This window comes from Flavobacterium sp. SORGH_AS_0622, assembly GCF_030818825.1.
In the GTDB taxonomy this organism is placed as follows: Bacteria; Bacteroidota; Bacteroidia; order Flavobacteriales; family Flavobacteriaceae; genus Flavobacterium.
Map to the genome: position 1 here is coordinate 1,345,483 of NZ_JAUTAX010000001.1, position 21,837 is coordinate 1,367,319.

Consider the following 21,837-nt stretch of genomic DNA (forward strand, 5'->3'; position numbering starts at 1 on the left):
TTTGTTTTATGAAATTTCATATACTTAACAAAAAAATCTGTTTTAACGTAATGCTAAAACAGATTTTAAAATTGTTATTAGAACTATTACCGCTTATTATAAACCAATAAAGCCTCTTTTAAAATATTTACTGCAGTAATTAAATCTTGCTTATTCAATACATACGCAATTCTCACTTGATTTAATCCCATGCCAGGAGTTGAATAAAAACCTTTGGCAGGAGCAATCATTACAGTTTCGCCGTTTAAATTATAGCTTTCTAAAAGCCATTGTGCAAAGTCATCAGAATCTTTTATTGGAAGCTCAGCAATACAATAAAAAGCACCTTTTGGTTTTGTTACAATAACTCCTTCAATTTTATTTAATTCGGCAATTAGCGTGTTGCGGCGTTCTTTATATTCAGCAATTACTTCATCAAAATAACTTTGAGGCGTATCAATAGCAGCTTCGCAGGCAATCTGTTCAATTGTAGGCGGACTCAAACGTGCCTGAGCAAATTTCATTACAGTTGCTAAAACATCTTTGTTTTTAGTAACCAAACAGCCAATTCTTGCCCCGCACATACTGTAACGTTTAGAAACAGAATCGACCATAATTACGTTTTGCTGTACATCTTCTAAATTCATTACAGAAAAATGTACATCATCTCCGTCGTATAAAAATTCACGATACACTTCATCAGCAATTAAGTACAAGTCGTGTTTTTTAATCAAACCAGCCAATTGCTTAATTTCAGCTTCAGAATATAAATATCCAGTCGGATTTCCAGGGTTGCAAATCAGAATGGCTTTTGTTTTGGGTGTTATTAATTTTTCAACTTCGTCTATACTTGGTAAAGCAAATGCAGTTTCAATAGTAGAAACAAGTGGTACTACAGTTGCGCTCGTAGACGATGCAAATGCGTGATAATTAGCATAAAAAGGTTCTGGGATAATAATTTCATCTCCAGGATCTGTTATTGTGGCCAGTGCAAATAGTAAGGCTTCAGAACCACCAGTAGTTACAATGATGTCTTCTGTGTTAACGTTTACATTTTGGCGCTGGTAAAATTCTGCTAATTTTTTTCTATAGCTTTCATATCCGGCAGACGGACTGTATTCTATAAGAGTTAAATCAATATTTTTTACCGCCTCGATGGCCACTTCCGGTGTCTTGATATCCGGTTGACCAATGTTTAAGTGATACACCTTGTGTCCTTTTTTCTTTGCTAGATCTGCAAAAGGAGCAAGCTTACGTATCGGAGATTCGGGCATGTTTCTTCCCTTGTGTGAAATTGTAGGCATGAGTATAAATTATTGAAGTGCAAATTTGCATTTTTTTTTCGAATTTAACGTAAACAATAAGGGTACTTGCAAAAATGTAACAATAATAAATATATTTACTAATTTTATAATAAAATATTGCCAATGAAAAAATATATAGTATTGTTTTTTGGGTTATTCTTACCTTTTTTGCTTTTCGGACAAGGCGATTTTTTATTACAAAACAATGCAGCAAAGGCTACAGTCCCTTTTAAATTGATTAATAATCTTATTTTTATTCCCATTAAAGTAAACGGAGTAGAACTAAATTTTCTATTGGATTCGGGTGTAGAAGAAACTATTTTGTTCAGTATGGAAGACAAGCAGGAAGTAAGCTTTAATAATGTCGAAAAAATAAAACTTAGGGGTCTTGGAAGTGAAGAAGAAATTGAGGGTTTAAAATCAACAAAAAATATTTTAGAAACACATGGTTTAAGATCAGACGACCATATGGTTTTTATTATTTTGGATCAAAGTTTCAATTTATCTTCTCATATCGGAATCCCTGTTAACGGAATCATTGGTCATAAATTCTTCCGAAATAATGTAGTTGAAATTAATTATCAAAAAAAGAAAATTATAGTTTATACCAGAAATAATAAATTTCAGGACAAATTGGATAAGAAATTCAAACAAATCCCGATAACTATAGAAAGATCAAAACCTTATATTCTAACTACAGCTACTGTAAATAATGTTGAAATTCCGGCAAAGCTTTTAATTGATATTGGAAATAGTGATGCTTTCTGGATTTTTGAGAATAATACAATCAGGCTTCCAGACAAAAATTTTCCCGATTTCTTAGGAAAAGGCTTCAGCGGTGATATTGAAGGACATCGCGCTAAAATCGATAAATTTTCGATTGATGAATTTGATTTTAAAAAACCAATTGTTTCATTTCCCGATTCAGTTTCCATCCGAAATGTGAAGATGGTTCCAGGACGTATTGGTTCTGTTGGAGGAGAGGTTCTGAAGCGTTTTACGGTTGTTCTGGATTATAAAGAGAAAAAGTTATACTTAAAGAAAAACAGCAAATTTAACGAACCGTTTACTTATAATAAAAGTGGGATTACGGTTCAGCATAACGGCTTGCAGTGGGTACAGGAGACCGTTCATCTTGAAACTGTACAAGTGGCCTCGACCATTGATGAATTACAGGAAAAAGACAAGAATAATAACAATTTTAAATACAAATTTGCCCTTAAGCCGGTTTATGAAATAGTGAATGTGCGCAAGAACTCAGCTGCAGAAAAATGTGGTTTACGCAAAGGTGATATCATAATAAGCATAAATAATACGCAGCCATACAGATACAGTTTACAGCAGATAAACAATCTTTTAAAATCTGAAGATGATATTTGGATAAATTTAGAAATAGAAAGAAATAGTGTAGTACTCAAATTCAGATTCAAATTAGAAGATGAACTTTAAAATTGACAAAGAATAACTTAACGTTAAGTAAAATTGGTTTTTATAAAATTATTTTAAAGAAATTTTTATTTTTTGTGAAAAAATGTTTGTTAAAATTAGATTTTTGCCTAGATATTTTATTATGTTTAACAAAAATTTAATCTATGGCCAAAAACTACTTTAATTTCTTACAAATACTATTTGTTTTTACTTGTTTATTGGTTTTACCCACAAAAGTTGCTGCACAATGTGCAGGATCTGATGCACAATTAGATTTATGTACTACTATTGCAGATCCAGTAAATCAAAATATTTCTTTGTTTTCTTTATTAGGAGGAACTCCAGTGCCAGGAGGGACATGGACTGCAAATACTAACCCTCGAGGATTAGACGCAGTAAATGGAACGCTGAATGCTCAAGTTATAAGCAGTGGAGGTACTTATGTATACACTTATACTGCCCCAGTTACAGCAGGATGTACCAACAGAACCGCTAAGATCACGATAAGAATTGGCGCGTATGCTGGTGTACCAGCTCCTTATGCAACCGTGTGTAGCGACGAAAATTTTTTTAATCTCTTTACCGCTTTCAATGGTACCGTTATGGCTCCGCACACTAATGGAGTTTGGACAGACAGCAGCGGACAGCCTTTACCAGAATCATCTATCCCGATAACTGATAAAAAAGGAGCTTATCAATATACTTATACCGTTCCGCCTGTGCTTGCTTGTTCGACAGATTCGCCTTCTTCTACAGTAATTATAACTGTTGTTAGAGCACCAAAAGAAGGAACTCCGAGCGACTTATTAATTTGTGCTGATTCGGAGATTTCAAATTATACAGACTTAGATTTAAATACTAGACTTTCTGGTCAAGACGGTGGCGGTGAATGGAGCGGTCCTGGAATTACTTCTCCAACAGATCATAATGTGAATTTAGAGGATTTATACAATGCACGCGGACCAGGAGAATATCAGTTTAACTATACCGTTTATGCTACTCCAAATAATAAAGTTTGCCCAGATAAAACTGCAGCTGTTAAGGTAACGATAGAAAAAAGACTTGATTTTACAGGAGCAAAAGTTGATGTCGTTAAAGATATATGTGAACCAGAAATTCCAACAGCGGTTTACTCTGCAACATTGACACAAGGGGCTCAGCCTATTCCAAACGGACAATACGAACTAACTTTTAATGTATCTGGACCAAACGGAGGAAGTCAAACGATTACTTCTAGTTTTGTGAATGGAGTTCTTAATTTTCCAGTTTCGTCTTCTTACTTTAGACAAGTAGGTAAATTTACGCTGACTATTACCAATATTGTAGCAACTACAAGTAAAAGAGCCTGTGTAAATATTGTCAATAATTTATCTGATGTTCTTGAAGTTCATCCAATTCCACGCTTAGATGGTGCAGTGTTGACGCTTGATCCAACATGCCAAAATAAAGATGCTTTGGCTTATTTAAAAAATGCAGCTTTACTGCCAGATGGCAATTATAATATTGTATACAATGTTACAGGAGATAATTTTGCATTAGGGCAGACACGGAATATAACAGTATCTGGGGGAGAAGCAAATTTTGTAATTCCAGGAAACTTAAATAGAAACAGCGGCGCTTCATCTATAGTAATAACTAATATCACCAATACCGTTACTACTTGTACCAATACAGCAAATGTAAGAGGGAATTTAATTATAAATCCGCTTCCAAATGCTGCGACAGTTAGTGTAGCAGTAAGCGATCATTGTTTAAATGATCCCGTTTCAGCAACAATTTCGGGATTAGGAAATCTAACTAATATTACAATTAATTATATGCTTCTTGGAGATAATATTGCTTCAGAAACAATTACTTTGACGGCTGTTAACGGAAAAGCAGAATTTCAGATTCCTGCAGGTTTACTTTTAAATACAGGTTCAACAATTATTTCATTAACAAATTTAAAGAACGATATTACTGGTTGTGATATTAACTTAACTAATGTTTTAGACAGTTTTATTATCAACCCAATACCAGTTCCGCCAACAGTAAATCCTCAATCTTTTTGTAAAGTTGATGAAGCTGCGGTTGCTAATTTAGTTCCCAACGGAAATCAATATAAATGGTACAATTCAGCAACATCAACCACGCCATTGGCAGGTACTTTGATTTTAGAATCTGGTAATTATTATGTAAGAGAAACTTCGCCCGCGGGATGTACTTCAGAAGCTGCCACGGTTGTAGTTACCATAAACGATTCACCTGCTCCAGTATTAAATTCAGATGGGCAAAACTTCTGCGGATTAAATAATCCAACGATTTCAGATTTATCCAATAATACCAATGTTCCTTCAAGTGTGGTTTGGTATGATGCTCCGAATAATGGAAATTTATTATCTAGTACAACTCATCTGATTGAACAAGGCAGATATTATGGATTTAATTTTCCAAGTACAGACTGTTTCTCTTCAGAATATATTGAAGTCACAGTCACATTAACAGAATGCAATAATGTCCCAAATGACTTTTTTGTTCCCGATGGATTTTCTCCAAATGGAGATGGCACAAACGACTCATTTGTGATAAAAGATATTGAATTCTTATACCCAAATTACACACTTGAAATTTATAATAGATACGGAAACGGAATGTATAAAGGAGATAAAAATAAACCAGCCTGGGACGGAATGAACTATGAAAAGAGCGGTATCGCTGGCGGAGTTGCACCCAACGGAGTTTATTTTTATGTGCTTCATTTTAATAAAGATAATAAACCGCCGCAGCAAGGCCGTCTTTATTTAAATCGATAAATCTCTTTTTATATTTCTAATATAATTTTCAAATGAAAAAAATACTACTCTTTATAAATTTCCTTTTCTACTTATCAGTTTCTGCACAGCAGGATCCAGAATATACACATTATATGTATAATATGAGTGTGATAAATCCAGCGTATGCAACAGGAGTTCCCGCAATGATGAATTTTGGCGGACTATATAGAACACAATGGGTTGGTGCAGTTGGAGCTCCAAAAACTTTTACATTTTTCGGACACACTGCTATTACAGATAAAATAGAAGCAGGAATCTCATTCATCTCAGATGATATTGGAGATGGTGCCAAAAAAGAAAATAATGTCTACGCTGATTTTGCATATGTCTTAAAATTAGGCGGACAAAATAAACTTTCACTAGGTTTAAAAGCTGGATTTTCATCTATGCAAAGTAATTTTAACGGTTTTCGTTTCACAGACCCGCAAACTGATTTTGCTTTTTCAGAAAACATAAATGCCACTAAACCCAATATTGGAGTTGGAGCTTACTATTTTAGAGACAATTTGTATGTTGGATTATCTGTTCCTAATTTGCTAAAATCTAAATATATCGAAGAAAAATCAGGAGTAAATGCTTTTGGTTCTGAAGAAATACACACTTTTTTAACGGCAGGTTATGTTTTTCAGCTCAATGATGTGTTGAAATTAAAACCGGCATTTATGTCCAAATTTGTAAAAGGTTCACCAATAACTTTAGATGTTACAGCAAATGTTTTGTACAACGAAAAGTTTGAATTTGGTGCAGCTTATAGAATTGACGATTCGGTAAGTGCACTGTTCAATATAAATGTTACACCAACACTAAGAGTGGGTTATGCTTACGATTATACACTTACAAACTTCGGTCAGTTTAATTCAGGAACGCACGAAATTATGCTGTTATTCGATTTAGATTTACTAGGAAAAGGATTTGATAAATCACCAAGATTCTTTTAAAATGAAAAATATGAAAAAACTACTCGTTATTATATTCGTATTTTCAATACAGTTTATAAATGCCCAAGATCAGGAATTAGCTCGTGCAAAACGATTTTTTGATAAAACGTATTACAGCGAAGCAATTGTTTTATACCAAAAATTAGCTGACGAAAAACCTTCGCAAGAAGTAATAAAAAATCTAGCCGATTCTTATTTCTATACCAACGACTTGGTAAAAGCACAGCGCTATTATCGTCTACTAATTAATAATTATGGTAATAATTTAGATAGAGCTTATTATTTTAGATATGCGCAAACTCTAAAAGCAACCAATAGTGCTGATGATGCCAATGCAGCCTTAAAAGAATATTATTCTAAATCTACTAATGCAGAAGACATTATTAATTTCGAAAAAGAGCTTAAAACATTAGAAAATGTTACCGCAATAGGAAAGCGTTTCGAGATTAAAAACTTGCCCATAAATACTCCCAACTCTGAATTTGGAGCCGTAAAATATAAAGAGAATCTTGTTTTTGCAGGAGTCAAATTAAAGCCGGGCTGGTTTGATAAAAAATACAAATGGGACAATGAAACCTATTTGAATTTAGTTACCATTCCGTTAAAAAATATTAATGCGTCGGATTCTATTGTACACTATTTTGCTAAAGAATTAAAAACAGGAATGCACGAATCAAATGCTGTTTTTACCAAAGATGGTAAAACAATGTATTTTACCCGAAACAATTCTAAAAACGGAAAGAAAAAGAAAGACGACAAAAAAATCTCTAATCTTCAGATTTTTAAAGCTGAATTAGTGAACGGGAAATGGACCAATATTACATCGCTTCCTTTCAATAGTCCGAACTATTCTGTTGAACATCCAGCTTTAAGTGCCGACGAAAAAGTATTGTATTTTGCTTCTGATATGCCGGGTTCTCTAGGTTCGTTTGATATTTATTCTGTAAATGTAAATAAAGGAGCATTCGATAATCCAAAGAATTTAGGTCCATTAGTAAATACAGATAAAAGAGAACAATTTCCTTTTGCATCTGCAGACAATAAACTTTATTTTTCTTCAGATGGACATTTAGGTTACGGATCTTTAGATGTTTTTGTTTCTGAAATAAATGGAAATGAATATTCAAAACCAGTTAATATTGGTTTGCCGTTAAATTCAAATCTAGATGATTTTGCATTTAATATTGATTCCAATACCAAAGAAGGCTTTTTTGCATCGAATAGAGAAGGAGGAAAGGGAAGTGACGATATTTATCAATTCAAAGAAATTAAAGATTTAATTGTAGAAGATTGTAAACAATTTATCACAGGAATAATTACAGATGTTGATACGAAATTGGCTTTAGAAAATGCAACGGTAATTTTACAAGATGCAGAGAATAAAACTTTAAATACAATAACAACTGCAGCCGACGGAAAATTCAGTTTTACAGTGGCCTGCGAAGCTTCTTATAAAGTTTCGGCTTTTAAGGAGAAGTATACTAATGAGTCTAAATCGTTGACTTTAGGAAAAACTAGAGATGCTGTAAGCGATGCATCTTTAGCATTAAAATCTTTAGAAGCCATTAAGCAGGAAGAAAAACAAATTGCAGAAAACAAGAGAAAACAGGAAATCATTATCGAAGAAGAAAACAAGAAAAAAGCTGAACTTGCTACAATAGAATTAAAACAAAAAGAGAAAAAAGCCAAAGAAGTTGCAATAGCCGCCGCAGAAGTTAAAAAGCAGGAAAAAGTAAAAGAAATTTTAGCGACAGAAAAAGATGTTGTACGCGATAAAGACCGATTAATCATCAAAACCGATCCGATTTATTTTGATTACAATATGTGGTACATTCGTAAAGAATCAAAAGTTGTTTTAGGGCGAGTTGTCGATTTAATGAAGAAATATCCAGGAATGGTAATCGAGATTGGATCACATACAGACTCTCGCGGAAATGCCAAATTCAATGAAGATCTATCTCAAAAAAGAGCCAATTCTACACGAGAATTTATAATTCAATCTGGAATTGATGCCAAGAGAGTTTCTGCAAAAGGTTACGGAGAATCTGTGCCAATTGTAAAATGTAAAACAGACGAATCTTGTTCTGAGGAAGAACACGAATTAAACAGAAGGTCTGAATTTGTAATTAAGAATTTGTAAGCATTTTATAAAGAAATCATACAGCCCGACAGGTTTTTTTAAATCTGTCGGGTTTTGTTTTTTTACTGAAATTTTTGCAAAATACTTTCTGTTGATTTCTTTTTTATTTAATTTTATGGAATAACCTCGAAACAAAATATTTAAAATATGAAAAACCTAATTTTGCCTTGTATGCTTGTAATCTGTATTGGATTACAAAGTTGTAAAAATGAAGAAAAACAAAAAGAAGCCGAAGCAGCAAAAGCTGATGGAGAAAAGATTGTAAGTACTGAATGTTATAGAGCGATATACGAAAAGGATACAGTCGATTTAAAATTAAATAATTTAAAAAACGGAAAAGTATCGGGTAACATGATAATGAAAGTTGCGCCTGTAACAGTAAGAACTGGTGAGGTTGCAGGAGAATTTCACGGAGATACTTTGTTTATAGATTATACTTTTAAAGAAGCAGCCACTAAGGACAAAATTTTCAAAAATCCAATGGCACTTTTAAAACGTGACAAACAACTTATTTTAGGAAACGGAACAATGCAGACCACAATGGGTGTTACCTATTTAGTAAAAGACAAACCAATCGATTTTGAACGCGTAAAATATAAATTTGATAGTGCAGAATGTGCTGAGAAAAAATAATATCAAAGTAATTACACAATTTTTTGATTTCTCCTTCGTCGAAATGACAAGATTTATAATAAAAAAAGCCGTTCCTTATTAAAGAAACGGCTTTATTATTTATTAGATTTAAATTTTATTGAACTTCACCTTTAATTTTAAGGGCGACCCTTCCGTCAGGATAATTTACTGCATTAGTTTCAACAGTAATTGTTTTACGAATTGGTCCAGAAGCCATGTTGTATTTTACATCGATTTTTCCTTTTTTACCCGGCATAATTGCTGCCGAAGGTTTTGTTACTATAATTGAACTTACTGTTGATTCTGCACCAGTAATTAATAAAGGAGCATCTCCTGTATTTGTAAATTCAAAAGAGCGAAGCCCATTATCACCTTTAGAAATTTTTCCATAATCAATTGTATTGTCAGGGGCTGCAAATTCAATTTTTGGGCCGTTTTGTGCATAACTTATTGCACTAAACAATAAAACTGCAATAAAAGTGGCTGCATTTTTCATATGAAATTAGTTTTTAATTGTAAGTAAATATACATTCTTTTAATTAACACACAAATTATTATTTCTCTTTTTATAGTGTACTTAATTATTTACTTTTGCTCTCAGTTATAATTACAAAAATTGAACCAATTTTGGTGTTTAATTGTTTAATCGTTAATTCGTTTAATCGAATGAGGATTAATAATTGATCCGAAGACCAATTAACAATTAAACAGTTAGCCAAATAAACGATTAAACAGTTAAACGAATAAACAACCTAATAAATGACAATTCCAGCACAATTTGACGCTAAGACGATCGAGAACAAATGGTATGATTACTGGATGAAAAACAATTATTTTCATTCAGAACCAGATCATAGAACACCTTATACAATTGTAATTCCGCCGCCAAACGTCACTGGAGTCCTTCACATGGGACATATGCTGAACAATACAATTCAGGATGTATTAATTCGTAGAGCAAGACTTAAAGGTTTCAATGCCTGCTGGGTTCCAGGAACGGATCACGCATCTATTGCAACTGAAGCAAAAGTTGTGGCTAAATTAAAAGCAGAAGGAATCAATAAAAATGATTTAACGCGTGAAGAATTCCTAAAACATGCTTGGGAATGGACAGATAAATACGGCGGAACAATTTTGGAGCAGCTTAAAAAATTAGGTGCCTCATGCGATTGGGAACGTACTAAATTTACTATGGATCCAGATATGTCTGCATCTGTAATTAAATCGTTTGTTGATTTATACAACAAAGGATTAATTTATAGAGGTTATCGAATGGTTAACTGGGATCCAGAAGCTAAAACAACTTTGTCAGACGAAGAAGTTATTTACGAAGAACAACAAGGAAAATTATTTTTCTTAAAATATAAAATTGAAGGTTCAGAAGATTTCTTGACGATTGCAACAACACGTCCAGAGACTATCTTCGGAGATACTGCAATTTGCATCAACCCGAACGATGAGCGTTTTACACATTTAAAAGGTAAAAAAGCAATCGTTCCAATTTGTGGCAGAGTAATTCCAATTATTGAAGACGAATATGTAGATGTAGAATTCGGAACAGGATGTTTAAAAGTAACGCCTGCTCATGATATGAACGATAAAACGCTGGGTGAAAAACACAATCTAGAAATCGTTGATATTTTTAATGAAGATGCGACATTAAATAGTTTCGGATTGCATTATCAAGGAAAAGACCGTTTTGTGGTTCGTACTGAAATTGCAAAAGAATTAGAAGAAATTGGAGCTTTAGCAAAAACAGAAATCCACTTGAATAAAGTAGGAACTTCTGAAAGAACAAAAGCGGTAATCGAACCAAGATTATCAGACCAATGGTTTTTGAAAATGGAAGATTTGGTAAAACCGGCAATTAAATCTGTTTTAGTTGATGGTGATATTAAATTGCACCCAAAACGTTTTGAAAACACATACGCGCATTGGTTAAACAACATACGCGATTGGAACATTTCTCGTCAATTATGGTGGGGACAACAAATCCCGGCTTATTATTACGGAGACGGAAAAGAAGATTTTGTAGTGGCTGAAAATATCGAAGATGCTTTAGCATTAGCTAAAGAAAAAACATCTAACAACTCACTTACAACATCTGACTTAAAACAAGATGTTGATGCCTTAGATACTTGGTTCTCCTCTTGGTTATGGCCGATGTCAGTTTTCGGTGGAATTATGGATCCGGAAAGTGAAGATTTTAAATATTACTATCCAACAAATGACTTGGTTACAGGTCCGGATATTTTATTTTTCTGGGTTGCGAGAATGATCATTGCAGGTTATGAATATGCAGGCGAAAAACCATTTACAAATGTATATTTGACTGGTTTAGTTCGTGATAAACAACGTCGTAAAATGTCTAAATCATTAGGAAATTCTCCTGATCCTTTAGACTTGATCGATAAATTCGGAGCTGACGGTGTTCGTGTAGGATTGCTTTTAAGCGCTTCTGCAGGAAACGACATTATGTTTGATGAAGAATTATGTAATCAAGGAAAAGCATTCTCAAACAAAATTTGGAATGCCTTCAAATTGATTAAAGGATGGGAAGTTTCAGAAACTATCGCTCAGCCTGAATCATCAAAAGTAGCAATCGAATGGTACGAAGCGAAGTTACAACAGACTTTAGTTGATATCGAGGATAATTTTGAGAAATACAGAATTTCAGATTCTCTTATGGCGATTTATAAATTGGTTTGGGATGATTTCTGTTCTTGGTTTTTAGAGATGATCAAACCGGCGTATCAACAGCCAATTGATAAAGCAACGTTTGATAAAGCAATCGAAATGTTAGAAAGCAACTTGAAATTGCTTCACCCATTTATGCCTTTCTTAACAGAGGAAATTTGGCAGTTTATTGCAGATAGAACTCCAGAAGAAGCTTTAATTGTTTCGACTTGGCCAGAATTAAAACCATTCAATGCAGATTTAATTACTGATTTTGATAATATTACAGAAGTAATTTCTGGAATTAGAACGATCAGAAAAGATAAAAATATTCCGTTTAAAGATGCAATCGAATTAAAAGCAATTAACAGCGAGAACCTGACAACGCATTTTGATTCAATTGTGACGAAATTAGGAAACGTTTCTGCTTTCGAATATGTTACTGCAAAAGTTGACGGGGCATTATCTTTCCGTGTAAAATCAAACGAATATTTCATCCCGATTTCAGGAAATATTGATGTTGAAGCAGAAATTGCAAAACTAACTGCAGAGTTGGTTTATACGCAAGGTTTCTTAAAATCGGTTCAGGCAAAATTATCCAACGAAAAATTTGTTGCCGGAGCGCCAGAGAAAGTTTTAGCTAACGAAAAACAAAAAGAAGCAGATGCTTTAGCAAAAATTGCTACAATCGAGCAAAGTATTGCTGGCTTGAAATAAGAAATGGCTATCCTTACAGGTTTCTAAAACCTGTTAGGTATACAAATAAAAACCCGATAAATTTTTAAAATTTGTCGGGTTTTTTATTTGTAATAAATGTATTACTTTTTCGTTTGATAAATAGTTTATGATTTTTAAATATAAGTATATTAAAAATCTATAATTTTAAGTACAACTTATCTCTTTAATTTTATTCTCATTTATAATGAAAAACAGTATTTTACTTCTTTTTATTTCAATCGTATTTTGGTCTTGTTCGAATAAAGAAAATAAGATTGAAAATGTTGAAAGGGCCTTTTACTACTGGAAAAGTAGTTCGTATTTTGATGATGAATCTGTTAAAGGGATCAATAAATTAAAGGTAAAAAAAATATACTATAAATTATTTGAAGTCGATTATAATGAGTCAATGGGTAATTTTCCTTATCAAAAAAATTCACCAAATGAATATATGTTTCGTAATCTGGATTCTCTAAATATTGTGCCGACTGTTTTTATAAGAAATGAGATATTTCAATATAATGATGAAAGATCGCTTGATAAGCTTGCAGATAATATTGTTTTTCTAATTGATAAATATCATAAGGAATCATATTACAATAGTCAAGAAAAGGTAATTTTTGAATATGATGAAATTCAAATTGATTGCGATTGGACAAAATCAACTAAAGACAAGTATTTTTATTTGCTGAAAAAGATTAAAGAACTCTCAAAAAAACAAATAAGTTGTACACTTCGTCTTTATCCTTATAAATATCCAGATATTATGGGAGTTCCACCAGTAGATAAAGCAATGCTTATGTGTTACAACTTAATAAAACCATTAGAAAACAAAACAAAAAATTCCATTTTAGATCTGGATGAATTAAAGTCATATTTAAATAAAAGAAGAAGTTATCCATTACATTTGGATGTAGCATTACCTGTTTTTTATTGGACACAATGGTATCAAAATGATCGTTTTTCTGGCTTGCTGAATATAAATTCTGCCGATATGAAAACATTTACCAAAGAAGTTAAGCCAATGTGGTATGAAGTAACAAAAGATACTTCTTATAGTGATAAGAATTATTTTAGAATTGGTGACCAGATAAAATGTGAAGAAGTAGATTCAAAAAAAATAATGGAGGCAATTTCAATTATAAAAAATAATGTTGAGCTGGGTAAAAACACCACAATTTCATTATTTGATTTAGGCGAAAGTACTTTTAAAAAATACAGCAATGCAGAAATTTCTAGTTTTTACAGCTCTTTTAGTAAGTAGCTTTTTCAAGAGCTTTGCTTGCGGTTATTCTCCGTATGGCGAGGACATTCGGTATTCTATTCTTAAACCAGAGTATTTTAAATTTTCCGGATTCGGAGCATTTTATTATAATGCTAATATTTTGGGATATAATTACGATGAAAAAAATAGTAATAAAGCAATTGATGCTAATATTATAGATTGGTATAATTATACCAATAAAAAAGTTTCAATAAATGAAATAGAGGATTTTAATTTCAATTTATCATTTACAGATATTAATCCAAAAAGTAATAACGAATTTATCAGGTATTTATATGAAAACAATAAAAAAGAGGCTATTGCTTATTTAAAAATAGCTAAAAACAGCGAAATAAATCCTTATGAAGAAGACGTTTGGGAACGAAATGAATTTTTGGATCATGATGGAAGTGCGTTATTAGATAAAATAATTCACATTATACAAAAAGAACAAAACCAATATTTTAAGCGTAAGTATGCTTTTTTAGCAATTCGGCTTGCCTATTATTCACTAAGAAGCGAGAAGTTAGAATCCGTATTTGAATCAAATTTCAGAAATAAACAAAAAGATTATCTCTATTATTGGAGCCTGTTTTTTTATACAATGAGAAATTCAGATCCAGGAAAAATAATTGATGTAGTTAATTTGATGGCAAATTCTGCTGAGAAAAGATATGCAAGTTATTATTTTTTTGATTTTGAAGTTAAGGAAGCTTTAAAATATGCCAAAAGCAAAGAAGAAATAGCAAATATATATGCCTATGCTTCTGTACAGAAAGTAGATAAAAACCTTAATTATTTAAAAAAGATTTATATAAATAATCCAAAATCTGAAATTCTGGATTTTCTGCTTTTACGAGAAGCTAATAAGATTGAAGATTGGGTTTATACTCCATATTACTCTAATTATTCGCCTTCCACTGAATTTGGATCATCTTGGTGGATCAATGAGGGTGATAAAATAACAACTGAAACTTTAAGAAAACGTTCTGAAAAAGACAGATTGTATGCAAAAGAAGTTTTGGATTTCATAAATTCGGTTGAAATCAATAAAACTCAAAATCCCTTAGTTTGGAAAGCGATTCAGATTAATTTGCAGTTTATATCTAAGGATTATTCTTCTTGTTTAAGGCACATTGAATCTTTTGAAAAAGAATATCCAAAAGAGAAAATAACAGAAGAAATTGAAAAAATAAAGGCACTCTGCATTACAGCTAATCAGGAAAATGGAAATGCTGTTATAAAACCTCAAATAGAAGATATTATTTTAAAATATAAAGATGATGAGCGTTTTATTTTTGCTTTAGGGCGCGAATTAGAATTTAGAGGGAATATTGAAGATGGATTAGCTTTAATATCTCTGATTAGTAATGAACAAGATAATTATCGTTATCATTATGATAATGTGGAATGGCGCTCTAACAGAATTAAAACTTCTGGAAATCTAGAAGAATTTTATACCTATTTTGATTATTTAGATTTTGTTTATTCGGCAAATGATCTTCAAAAAATAGTAAATAAAATAGAAGAGAACAATACAACTGATTTTGAAAAGAAAATCTATGCTAAGCTTTTTCGTGATAAAGATTATCTCAAAGATTTATTGGGAACAAAATATATTCGGGAAGATCAATTAAATAAGGCTTTAACCACTTTCAAAGAATTACCTGAAAAATACTGGCAGGATAATTATAATGGTTGGGAAAGAGGAAGATATGATGAGTATTATCTTTTTGATCAAAATCCTTTTTATGATTTTAAGCATACAAAAAACTTCATTCAGCATCAAGAAAAATATTTTGTAACCAAACTTTCTATAACTGAGCATTTGATTAAATATACCAATTTGGCAAATAATCCAAAAACAAAAGATCGGGATTATTACTATTTTTTAATTGCAAACTGCTATTACAATATGACAGATTATGGGAATTCTTGGATGATGCGCCGTTATTCGAGTAGATCATATTGGGAAAAATACAATAATGAATCCTATATTGATGACATTGAATATAGAAGTAGAAGTAAAGCTATCGCAAATTATAAATTAGCTTATCAAAATGCCAAAACAGATAAATTCAAGGCACTTTGTTTGCGAATGATGGATTATGCTGAAAAGAATGAATATTCTAGTTCAAAACGAGTTAAAAAACAATTTCCTGAATTCACTTCAGATTTATCGGGATGTGAAAGTTTAGAAGAATATTTTAAAGCAAGGAGATAACAGTATATTTTATTGAGGGACCCGACAGATTTCAAAAACCTGTCGGGTTTTGTTTTAAGGTATTTTCTATCCATTTCTGTGTACTTCTATTATTATGAAAACCTAATGTTTGGAATTCATCTATTCCTTCATCGGCTATCACACCAAAATATTTAAGAACATTATTAATATTGTCTTTTCCCAATACTAAAACTTGTTCTCTATTCTTTTGGTTCCAAATAATTGCTTTTTGGCTTCCAGTACTACCAAAATATTCTGATTCAACGTAAGCGAGCTTTTTATTTTCAATTATTTTTAGGATAATTTCTTCTATGTTTTCGTTGATAAATTTAAAATTTTTGATAAAACATGAGGTTTGAGAATTATTAATTTCATCAAATAATTCCTCTGTCATTGGAATAAGAGCAATTCCTTGACCAAGAGAAATACTAATAGCATTTTTAAAACTTTTAGCAAAATTTTCTGAATCAGTTTTTGTGCAGATGAATGCTTGTAGGTAATGTCCCACTTTTTTATTTTTTGGGTAAATTTAAAAAAAAAGTTACAACTTCTTAAAAGGTTTAAATATAAATAATTAAAATAATCAGACGTTCCTACGGAACGTAAATACGTTTTGTTTAACCTTTTTCTACCGACGAAATGTTCCGATAGAACAGAGTAATAATTGGCAGAAAGAAGACTAAAGTACTACTGTTTCATCGGAATATCTAAGGATTCAATATATGTTCCGTGGGAACATTTCATCGGTAAAAAAAAATAAATTCATAATCGTATCGTCCCTTCGGGACGTTTGAAAATTTCAAATTAACCCTTTTTAGTTTTTCTCAAAACCAAAAATAAAGGATAAGAAATAATCGTAATTCCGATAATAATTATAAAACTTTTAGGATCACTGTAAATGAATCCCACTAACAAAGCAATAGAAGCTACAATAGCAATTATCGTTGTCCACGGATACCAAAATGAGCGGTAAGGTCTTGGCAAATTGGGCTCTGATGTTCTTAGTTTTAAAAGAGAAAAGTAGGCGAGTCCCCAAACGATAATCGAGATAAAAGCAGCAAATGAAAACAGCACTTCAAAAGAACCGATGCAGATCAAAAATAAACTTACGAAAGATGAAACTAACAATGCAACAATTGGAGTTCCTCCTTTATTGATTTGTGTTCCTTTTTCGATAAAAAATCCGTCACGGCTTAATCCGTAAAGAATTCGGGGCGGAATCATCATAAAAGCATTCAAAATACTAATTAGTGAAAAGATAGAAATTACAGTAACGATTACAGCGCCATTTTCTCCAAAAAGAATTTTAGCCACATCGGCCGCCGCGAGATTTGATTTGGCTAAAGTTTCGATTGGCAGTACGTGGAAAAATGCAGCATTTACCAAAACATAAATTGCCATAACGAGTAAAACTCCACTATATAGTGACTTCGGAATATTTTTACTTGGATCATCATTTTCTTCGGCAAAAAAACAAGCGCTGTTCCAGCCATTATAAGTTCCGATAATAAGTTGTAATGATTTAAAAAATCCAAAGATTAATCCGATTTGAAAGAAGCTGCTGTCTGTTTGAATCGCTGGCACTTCAACACCAGAATACATGAAACAAGCTACGACTAAAGCCACAAAACAAATCACTTTTAAAAAACTGGTAATCTGTTGTATAACACTTCCGTTTTTGACGCCACTTAAATGAATTAATACAAAAGCAGTCAAAAGTGAAATCGCTATTACTGTTGAATAACTAGCCAATGCTGGAAATAAAATGATAAGATATTCACTGATTACGATGCAATAAAATGCAGGCGGAATAACATTTGTTATATAATCAAACCAGCCGGATAGAAAACCTGCATATTCGCCAAAAGCTCTTTTAATATAATTATAAGATCCTCCGGCTTTTGGTAACATTGTAGCCAGTTCTGCGTAAGAATTAGCGCCAAGCAAAACATAAAAACCGCCAAAAAGCCATGAAGCGATTATGAGCCAGTAATTATTAAGCATTTCTGCGATTGTCCCTGGAGTTCGTAAAATTCCAACGCCGATTGTTCCTCCAATTAATACGGCAATGTTAAAACTAAGGCCTAAACTTTTCTTTAATTGGTTTTTGGTGGAATCTGACATATATGAATTTTAAATTTAAATGGTATTTGATGACAAAAGTACTTATAAATAAAGACACATTTTTAACAAAATAAAAAACCTCACCTTTTGTAAGATGAGGTCTAAATTCTCGAAAACTCAAAAAGAGAAATCTAATTCAAAAATTTTAGAATTTATAACGTAAACTAGTCATTATCTGACGCGGCGCAATAGGATTGACACTGTAATTTTCGTGAACGGTATAATTTAATTCGTTTGTAATATTCGATAATTTGCAAAGAATAGAGAACTTGTTCCAAGTATATCCCACAGAAGCATCAATTGTAACATACCCTTCTAAAGGTATTTCTCTATGGTAAATACCATCAGGATATTTGGTAGTATCAGTACTGTGTTGGTCATTCCATCCACCTAAACGGTCGCCAATGTAATTTCCAACAGCTCCTAAAGATACTCCTTTAAAGAAACCATCTTGTACTGTGTAAAAAAAGCTTAAGTTTGCCGTATTGGCAGGAGTTCTAACCAAACGATCGCCTTCTATAAAACTTCCATTTAAACCAGATGTTTTAGAATAACGCATATCGTTATAGCTATAACCGGCAATAATACTTAAACCTTCAACGGGCCTTGCTGTAACATCAATTTCAACTCCTTTACTTTTAGTTTCACCGCTTAAAACTTTTACGTTTGTATCAGTGTTTAAACTTCCATCAGCTTTAAATTCAGCTGTTTGGGCTAGATTGCTGTTTACGATTTGATAAACAGTAACATTTGTGCTTAATAATCCCTTTAAGAAATCGGTTTTAATACCAGCTTCAAATTGGTCAATAATAGATGGTTCAATTGGTTTTAAATCAGCTGTTGTTCCTGTATTTGGAGTAAACGAAGTTGAATAACTTCCGAATATTGAAACGTCTTTTCTTGGCTGGTATATCAAACCAAATTTTGGAGAAAATGCATTATCTAATTTTTTTGCACCAACAGTTGGGACTGCATTTTCTGGACGAACTGTCTGTACTCCTGAAACCGCAGTTTCTTTGTAAGTAGTAACTTCAGCTTCCTGCCATGACCAGCGCACACCCGCTAATACTTTAAATTTTTCAGTAATTGAAATCAAATCTTGGAGGTAAATACCAAAACGATTGGTTTCTGTTTTTGCAATTTGAGTTGCTCTCGCGTCAGGTATATCATTTCTTTGCGTTGACGGATCAAAATTGAAAAGATTGATAGTGTCATAATTTGCAGGATTAAACGCAAAAGTATAAGCTGTAGCAAAAGAGTTTTCCCAGTCTGCACCTGTAAATATTTGATGCTTTACAGATCCAGTACTAAAGTTCCCTTGAAGACTTAACTGATCTCCTAAAATTTGTTCTAAATTTTCATTTTGAACTAATGGTCTTGTCCAGTCTCCGTTATCTTTTATTGTAGATAATTGCGCTGTAGATTTTGAAGCCCTGTCATAAGACTGAAAAGAACTGTTGAAGTTAAGCTTCCAGTTTTTATTGAAATCATGATTTAATAATACAGAAGCGCTGGCAGATTTAGTTGTACCATTCGACCAAAGCGATCCGTAGAAAGCATTTCGAGGTAAATCAAGAATTTTGGTACCAATAATTCCAGTTCCAAAATCTGGAGTCCAGTCTGCACTTAAATAATCTCCCTGAACTGTAATTTGTGTTTTTGGATTAATAACAAAAAGCAACGATGGATTAATATATAAACGTTCGTTTTTTACAACATCTCTAAAGCTTTCTGAGTTTTCGTAAGAACCATTAATTCTAAATGCGATTGATTTCGTTAAACCTCCATAAAAATCAAATGCTGGTTTGTAATATGCATAGCTTCCTATTTGCATTGAGATTTCTCCTCCACTTTTAAATTGAGGCGTTTTTGTTACCAGATTTAAGATTCCTCCAGGAGCTACATTTCCAAATAATAGGGCAGAACCTCCTTTAAGAAATTCTACTTTGTCTAAACCAGAAACATCTGGAATAGAACCTGCATTATAGCGAAATCCGTTTTTAAACATATTGTTGGCAGACATGTCATAACCTCTAGAGAAAAAAGATTCTTGTGCACCTCCACGCGCAGAACCAACGTAGACACCATTAGCATTTTTTAAAACCTCACTTAATCTGATGGCTTGCTGCTGTTCGATAACTTCAGATCCTATAACTTGTATTGATTGCGGATTATCCATTGGTTTTAATCCTGAGCGCACTGCTGTTACAGGTTTTGGTTCCTTGTTTTTAGTAACTACAACTTCATTTAAAATTTGTCCTTTTTTATTTTTTACAGTATCAGTTATTGAAGAAGTCGTTTCGTTACTTGAATAATCTTGACCGTAAGAGGCAAAACTCAATAATCCTAGTGCTAACAGTAAATTATATTTCATGGTATTTATTTAGATTCAATAAAAATTATAGAGTGCAAATATAAAGAGACAGCATCTTTAACAAGAAATTAAGAAGTGATTTTCTTGCTTAAATTTTGCTTATTTTTTTCTTAAGATTAGCTTAAGAGTTTTATAATGATGTTTTAATTTTGTATTAATCGAATTATAAACACAAAAAAACCTCGCCGTTAAGCAAGGTTTCTTGAATTGAAATTAATCTAAGAATGAATTTTTCTAGAATTATTTTACTGTAATTTGGTAAGTAGCCATTTTCCAGATTTCGTCGTATTTTTTCCCATTATGATCTCCAGAAGCTTTTTCAGTATGAGCATATTCTACCATGTAATTTCCAGACCAGATAGGTGTAAAAGAGAATTCTCCTTTATCATTTGTCCATAATTCTTTCTCCCATCCGTTTGGAGCGATTACTTTAATTTTTGTTTCTTTTGCAGAGGCACCATCATAGATAGCAAATCCAGTTACTTTTTCATTCTTTTTAGCAACGTCAGCATTTTCAGAAAATAAACCAATTTGATTTTTGTTTGCTGTCGCATAGTTTCCTGAAGCTTTGTTTCCAACTACCACAGTTGCACTTGAATTGTAATCTAACTTCATTGTACCATAAACATCTTTTACTGTATGCTGCATTACAATAGTATAAACTCCATCTTCGTCTGGTGTAAAGAATGCTTGATATTTATTGTCCAAAGCTTTAGAAGTAAGTTTAGTTTCTTTTTTTGAAGGTGAAATTACTATCAAAGTGAAATCCTTTAAATCCGAAAACCATTTATCTGCTTTTGTAATGTCATTATCAGAGAATTCTCCAAAGTAAACAGAGATTTCCTGAGCTTTTCCTTTTGTTCCAGTTGCTTTAGTTTCGATCCAAAGTGCGTGAGCAAATATTTGTGGTGCTGCGAATAACATTAGGAATAAAAAGGTTAATGTTTTTAAAGTATTTGATTTCATAAGATCAAGTTTAAAATTATTAGAATGATATTTTTTACAAACATAACTCTTATTTAGAATAATTAAAAATAAAAAATCATAAAAAAACTAGAATCCCATTGAAATAATCTTTAGTCGTAAATATTATTCTTGTTTAAACTCAAACGAATTTTTCTAGGTCAATTAGACCAGATAAGCTAAGCCATGAATTTAAGAATGAGTTTTTTTAAATGCCAGATGAGATATTCTGAAAAGATTATAATTAAAAAGCGCCTCAA

Annotated in this window: 14 protein-coding genes; 8 read left to right on the plus strand and 6 right to left on the minus strand. The window is 32.2% G+C overall.

Annotation, left to right across the window (positions count from 1 at the left end):
- Positions 1 to 86: 86 nt before the first annotated feature.
- Positions 87 to 1,283 (minus strand): pyridoxal phosphate-dependent aminotransferase, encoded by a 1,197-nt coding sequence (locus QE431_RS05865; RefSeq protein ID WP_307293727.1) that lies wholly within the window; start codon positions 1,281 to 1,283, stop codon positions 87 to 89.
- A 123-nt stretch (positions 1,284 to 1,406) separates the two neighbouring features.
- Here QE431_RS05865 and QE431_RS05870 point away from each other — a divergent pair, with 123 nt between their 5' ends.
- The 5 genes from QE431_RS05870 to QE431_RS05890 all read left to right on the plus strand — a co-directional run bounded on the left by QE431_RS05870 (position 1,407) and on the right by QE431_RS05890 (position 9,235).
- Positions 1,407 to 2,732, plus strand: a complete 1,326-nt coding sequence (locus QE431_RS05870) for a PDZ domain-containing protein (RefSeq protein WP_307293728.1) — start codon at positions 1,407 to 1,409, stop codon at positions 2,730 to 2,732.
- A 143-nt stretch (positions 2,733 to 2,875) separates the two neighbouring features.
- Positions 2,876 to 5,503, plus strand: a complete 2,628-nt coding sequence (locus QE431_RS05875; protein ID WP_307293731.1) for a gliding motility-associated C-terminal domain-containing protein — start codon at positions 2,876 to 2,878, stop codon at positions 5,501 to 5,503.
- 32 nt (positions 5,504 to 5,535) lie between these two features.
- Positions 5,536 to 6,462 (plus strand): type IX secretion system membrane protein PorP/SprF, encoded by a 927-nt coding sequence (locus tag QE431_RS05880; protein WP_057119047.1) that lies wholly within the window; start codon positions 5,536 to 5,538, stop codon positions 6,460 to 6,462.
- A 10-nt stretch (positions 6,463 to 6,472) separates the two neighbouring features.
- On the plus strand, positions 6,473 to 8,602 hold the full coding sequence (locus QE431_RS05885) for an OmpA family protein (RefSeq protein ID WP_307293733.1): 2,130 nt from the start codon (positions 6,473 to 6,475) through the stop codon (positions 8,600 to 8,602).
- Positions 8,603 to 8,749: 147 nt separating this feature from the next.
- Positions 8,750 to 9,235, plus strand: coding sequence for a hypothetical protein (locus QE431_RS05890; RefSeq protein WP_057119044.1), 486 nt, complete (start codon positions 8,750 to 8,752; stop codon positions 9,233 to 9,235).
- 115 nt (positions 9,236 to 9,350) lie between these two features.
- Here the strand turns inward: QE431_RS05890 and QE431_RS05895 are convergent, their stop codons facing one another.
- Entirely contained in the window at positions 9,351 to 9,731 is a 381-nt protein-coding gene (locus QE431_RS05895; RefSeq protein ID WP_307293736.1) for a DUF1573 domain-containing protein, read from the minus strand.
- Positions 9,732 to 9,994: 263 nt separating this feature from the next.
- Here QE431_RS05895 and QE431_RS05900 point away from each other — a divergent pair, with 263 nt between their 5' ends.
- From QE431_RS05900 to QE431_RS05910, 3 genes are all read left to right on the plus strand, one after another.
- Positions 9,995 to 12,628 carry a valine--tRNA ligase gene (locus QE431_RS05900; RefSeq protein WP_307293738.1) on the plus strand — a complete coding sequence of 878 codons (2,634 nt, stop codon included), beginning with the start codon at positions 9,995 to 9,997 and terminating at the stop codon, positions 12,626 to 12,628.
- Positions 12,629 to 12,833: 205 nt separating this feature from the next.
- The gene (locus tag QE431_RS05905) at positions 12,834 to 13,892 is read left to right on the plus strand and encodes a hypothetical protein (protein WP_307293741.1); all 1,059 of its coding nucleotides are present in this window, start codon (positions 12,834 to 12,836) and stop codon (positions 13,890 to 13,892) included.
- Entirely contained in the window at positions 13,852 to 16,116 is a 2,265-nt protein-coding gene (locus QE431_RS05910; protein WP_307293743.1) for a hypothetical protein, read from the plus strand. The genes QE431_RS05905 and QE431_RS05910 overlap by 41 nt, the downstream gene beginning before the upstream one ends.
- Before the next feature lie 31 nt (positions 16,117 to 16,147).
- On the opposite strand, the gene QE431_RS05915 is transcribed toward QE431_RS05910, so the two are convergent.
- The 4 genes from QE431_RS05915 to QE431_RS05930 all read right to left on the minus strand — a co-directional run bounded on the left by QE431_RS05915 (position 16,148) and on the right by QE431_RS05930 (position 21,580).
- Entirely contained in the window at positions 16,148 to 16,624 is a 477-nt protein-coding gene (locus QE431_RS05915) for a hypothetical protein (RefSeq protein ID WP_307293745.1), read from the minus strand.
- 296 nt (positions 16,625 to 16,920) lie between these two features.
- Positions 16,921 to 18,240, minus strand: coding sequence for an APC family permease (locus QE431_RS05920; protein WP_307293747.1), 1,320 nt, complete (start codon positions 18,238 to 18,240; stop codon positions 16,921 to 16,923).
- A 145-nt stretch (positions 18,241 to 18,385) separates the two neighbouring features.
- The gene (locus tag QE431_RS05925) at positions 18,386 to 20,614 is read right to left on the minus strand and encodes a TonB-dependent siderophore receptor (protein WP_307293750.1); all 2,229 of its coding nucleotides are present in this window, start codon (positions 20,612 to 20,614) and stop codon (positions 18,386 to 18,388) included.
- 240 nt (positions 20,615 to 20,854) lie between these two features.
- Positions 20,855 to 21,580 carry a DUF4198 domain-containing protein gene (locus tag QE431_RS05930; protein ID WP_057119028.1) on the minus strand — a complete coding sequence of 242 codons (726 nt, stop codon included), beginning with the start codon at positions 21,578 to 21,580 and terminating at the stop codon, positions 20,855 to 20,857.
- Between the last annotated feature and the right edge of the window lie 257 nt (positions 21,581 to 21,837).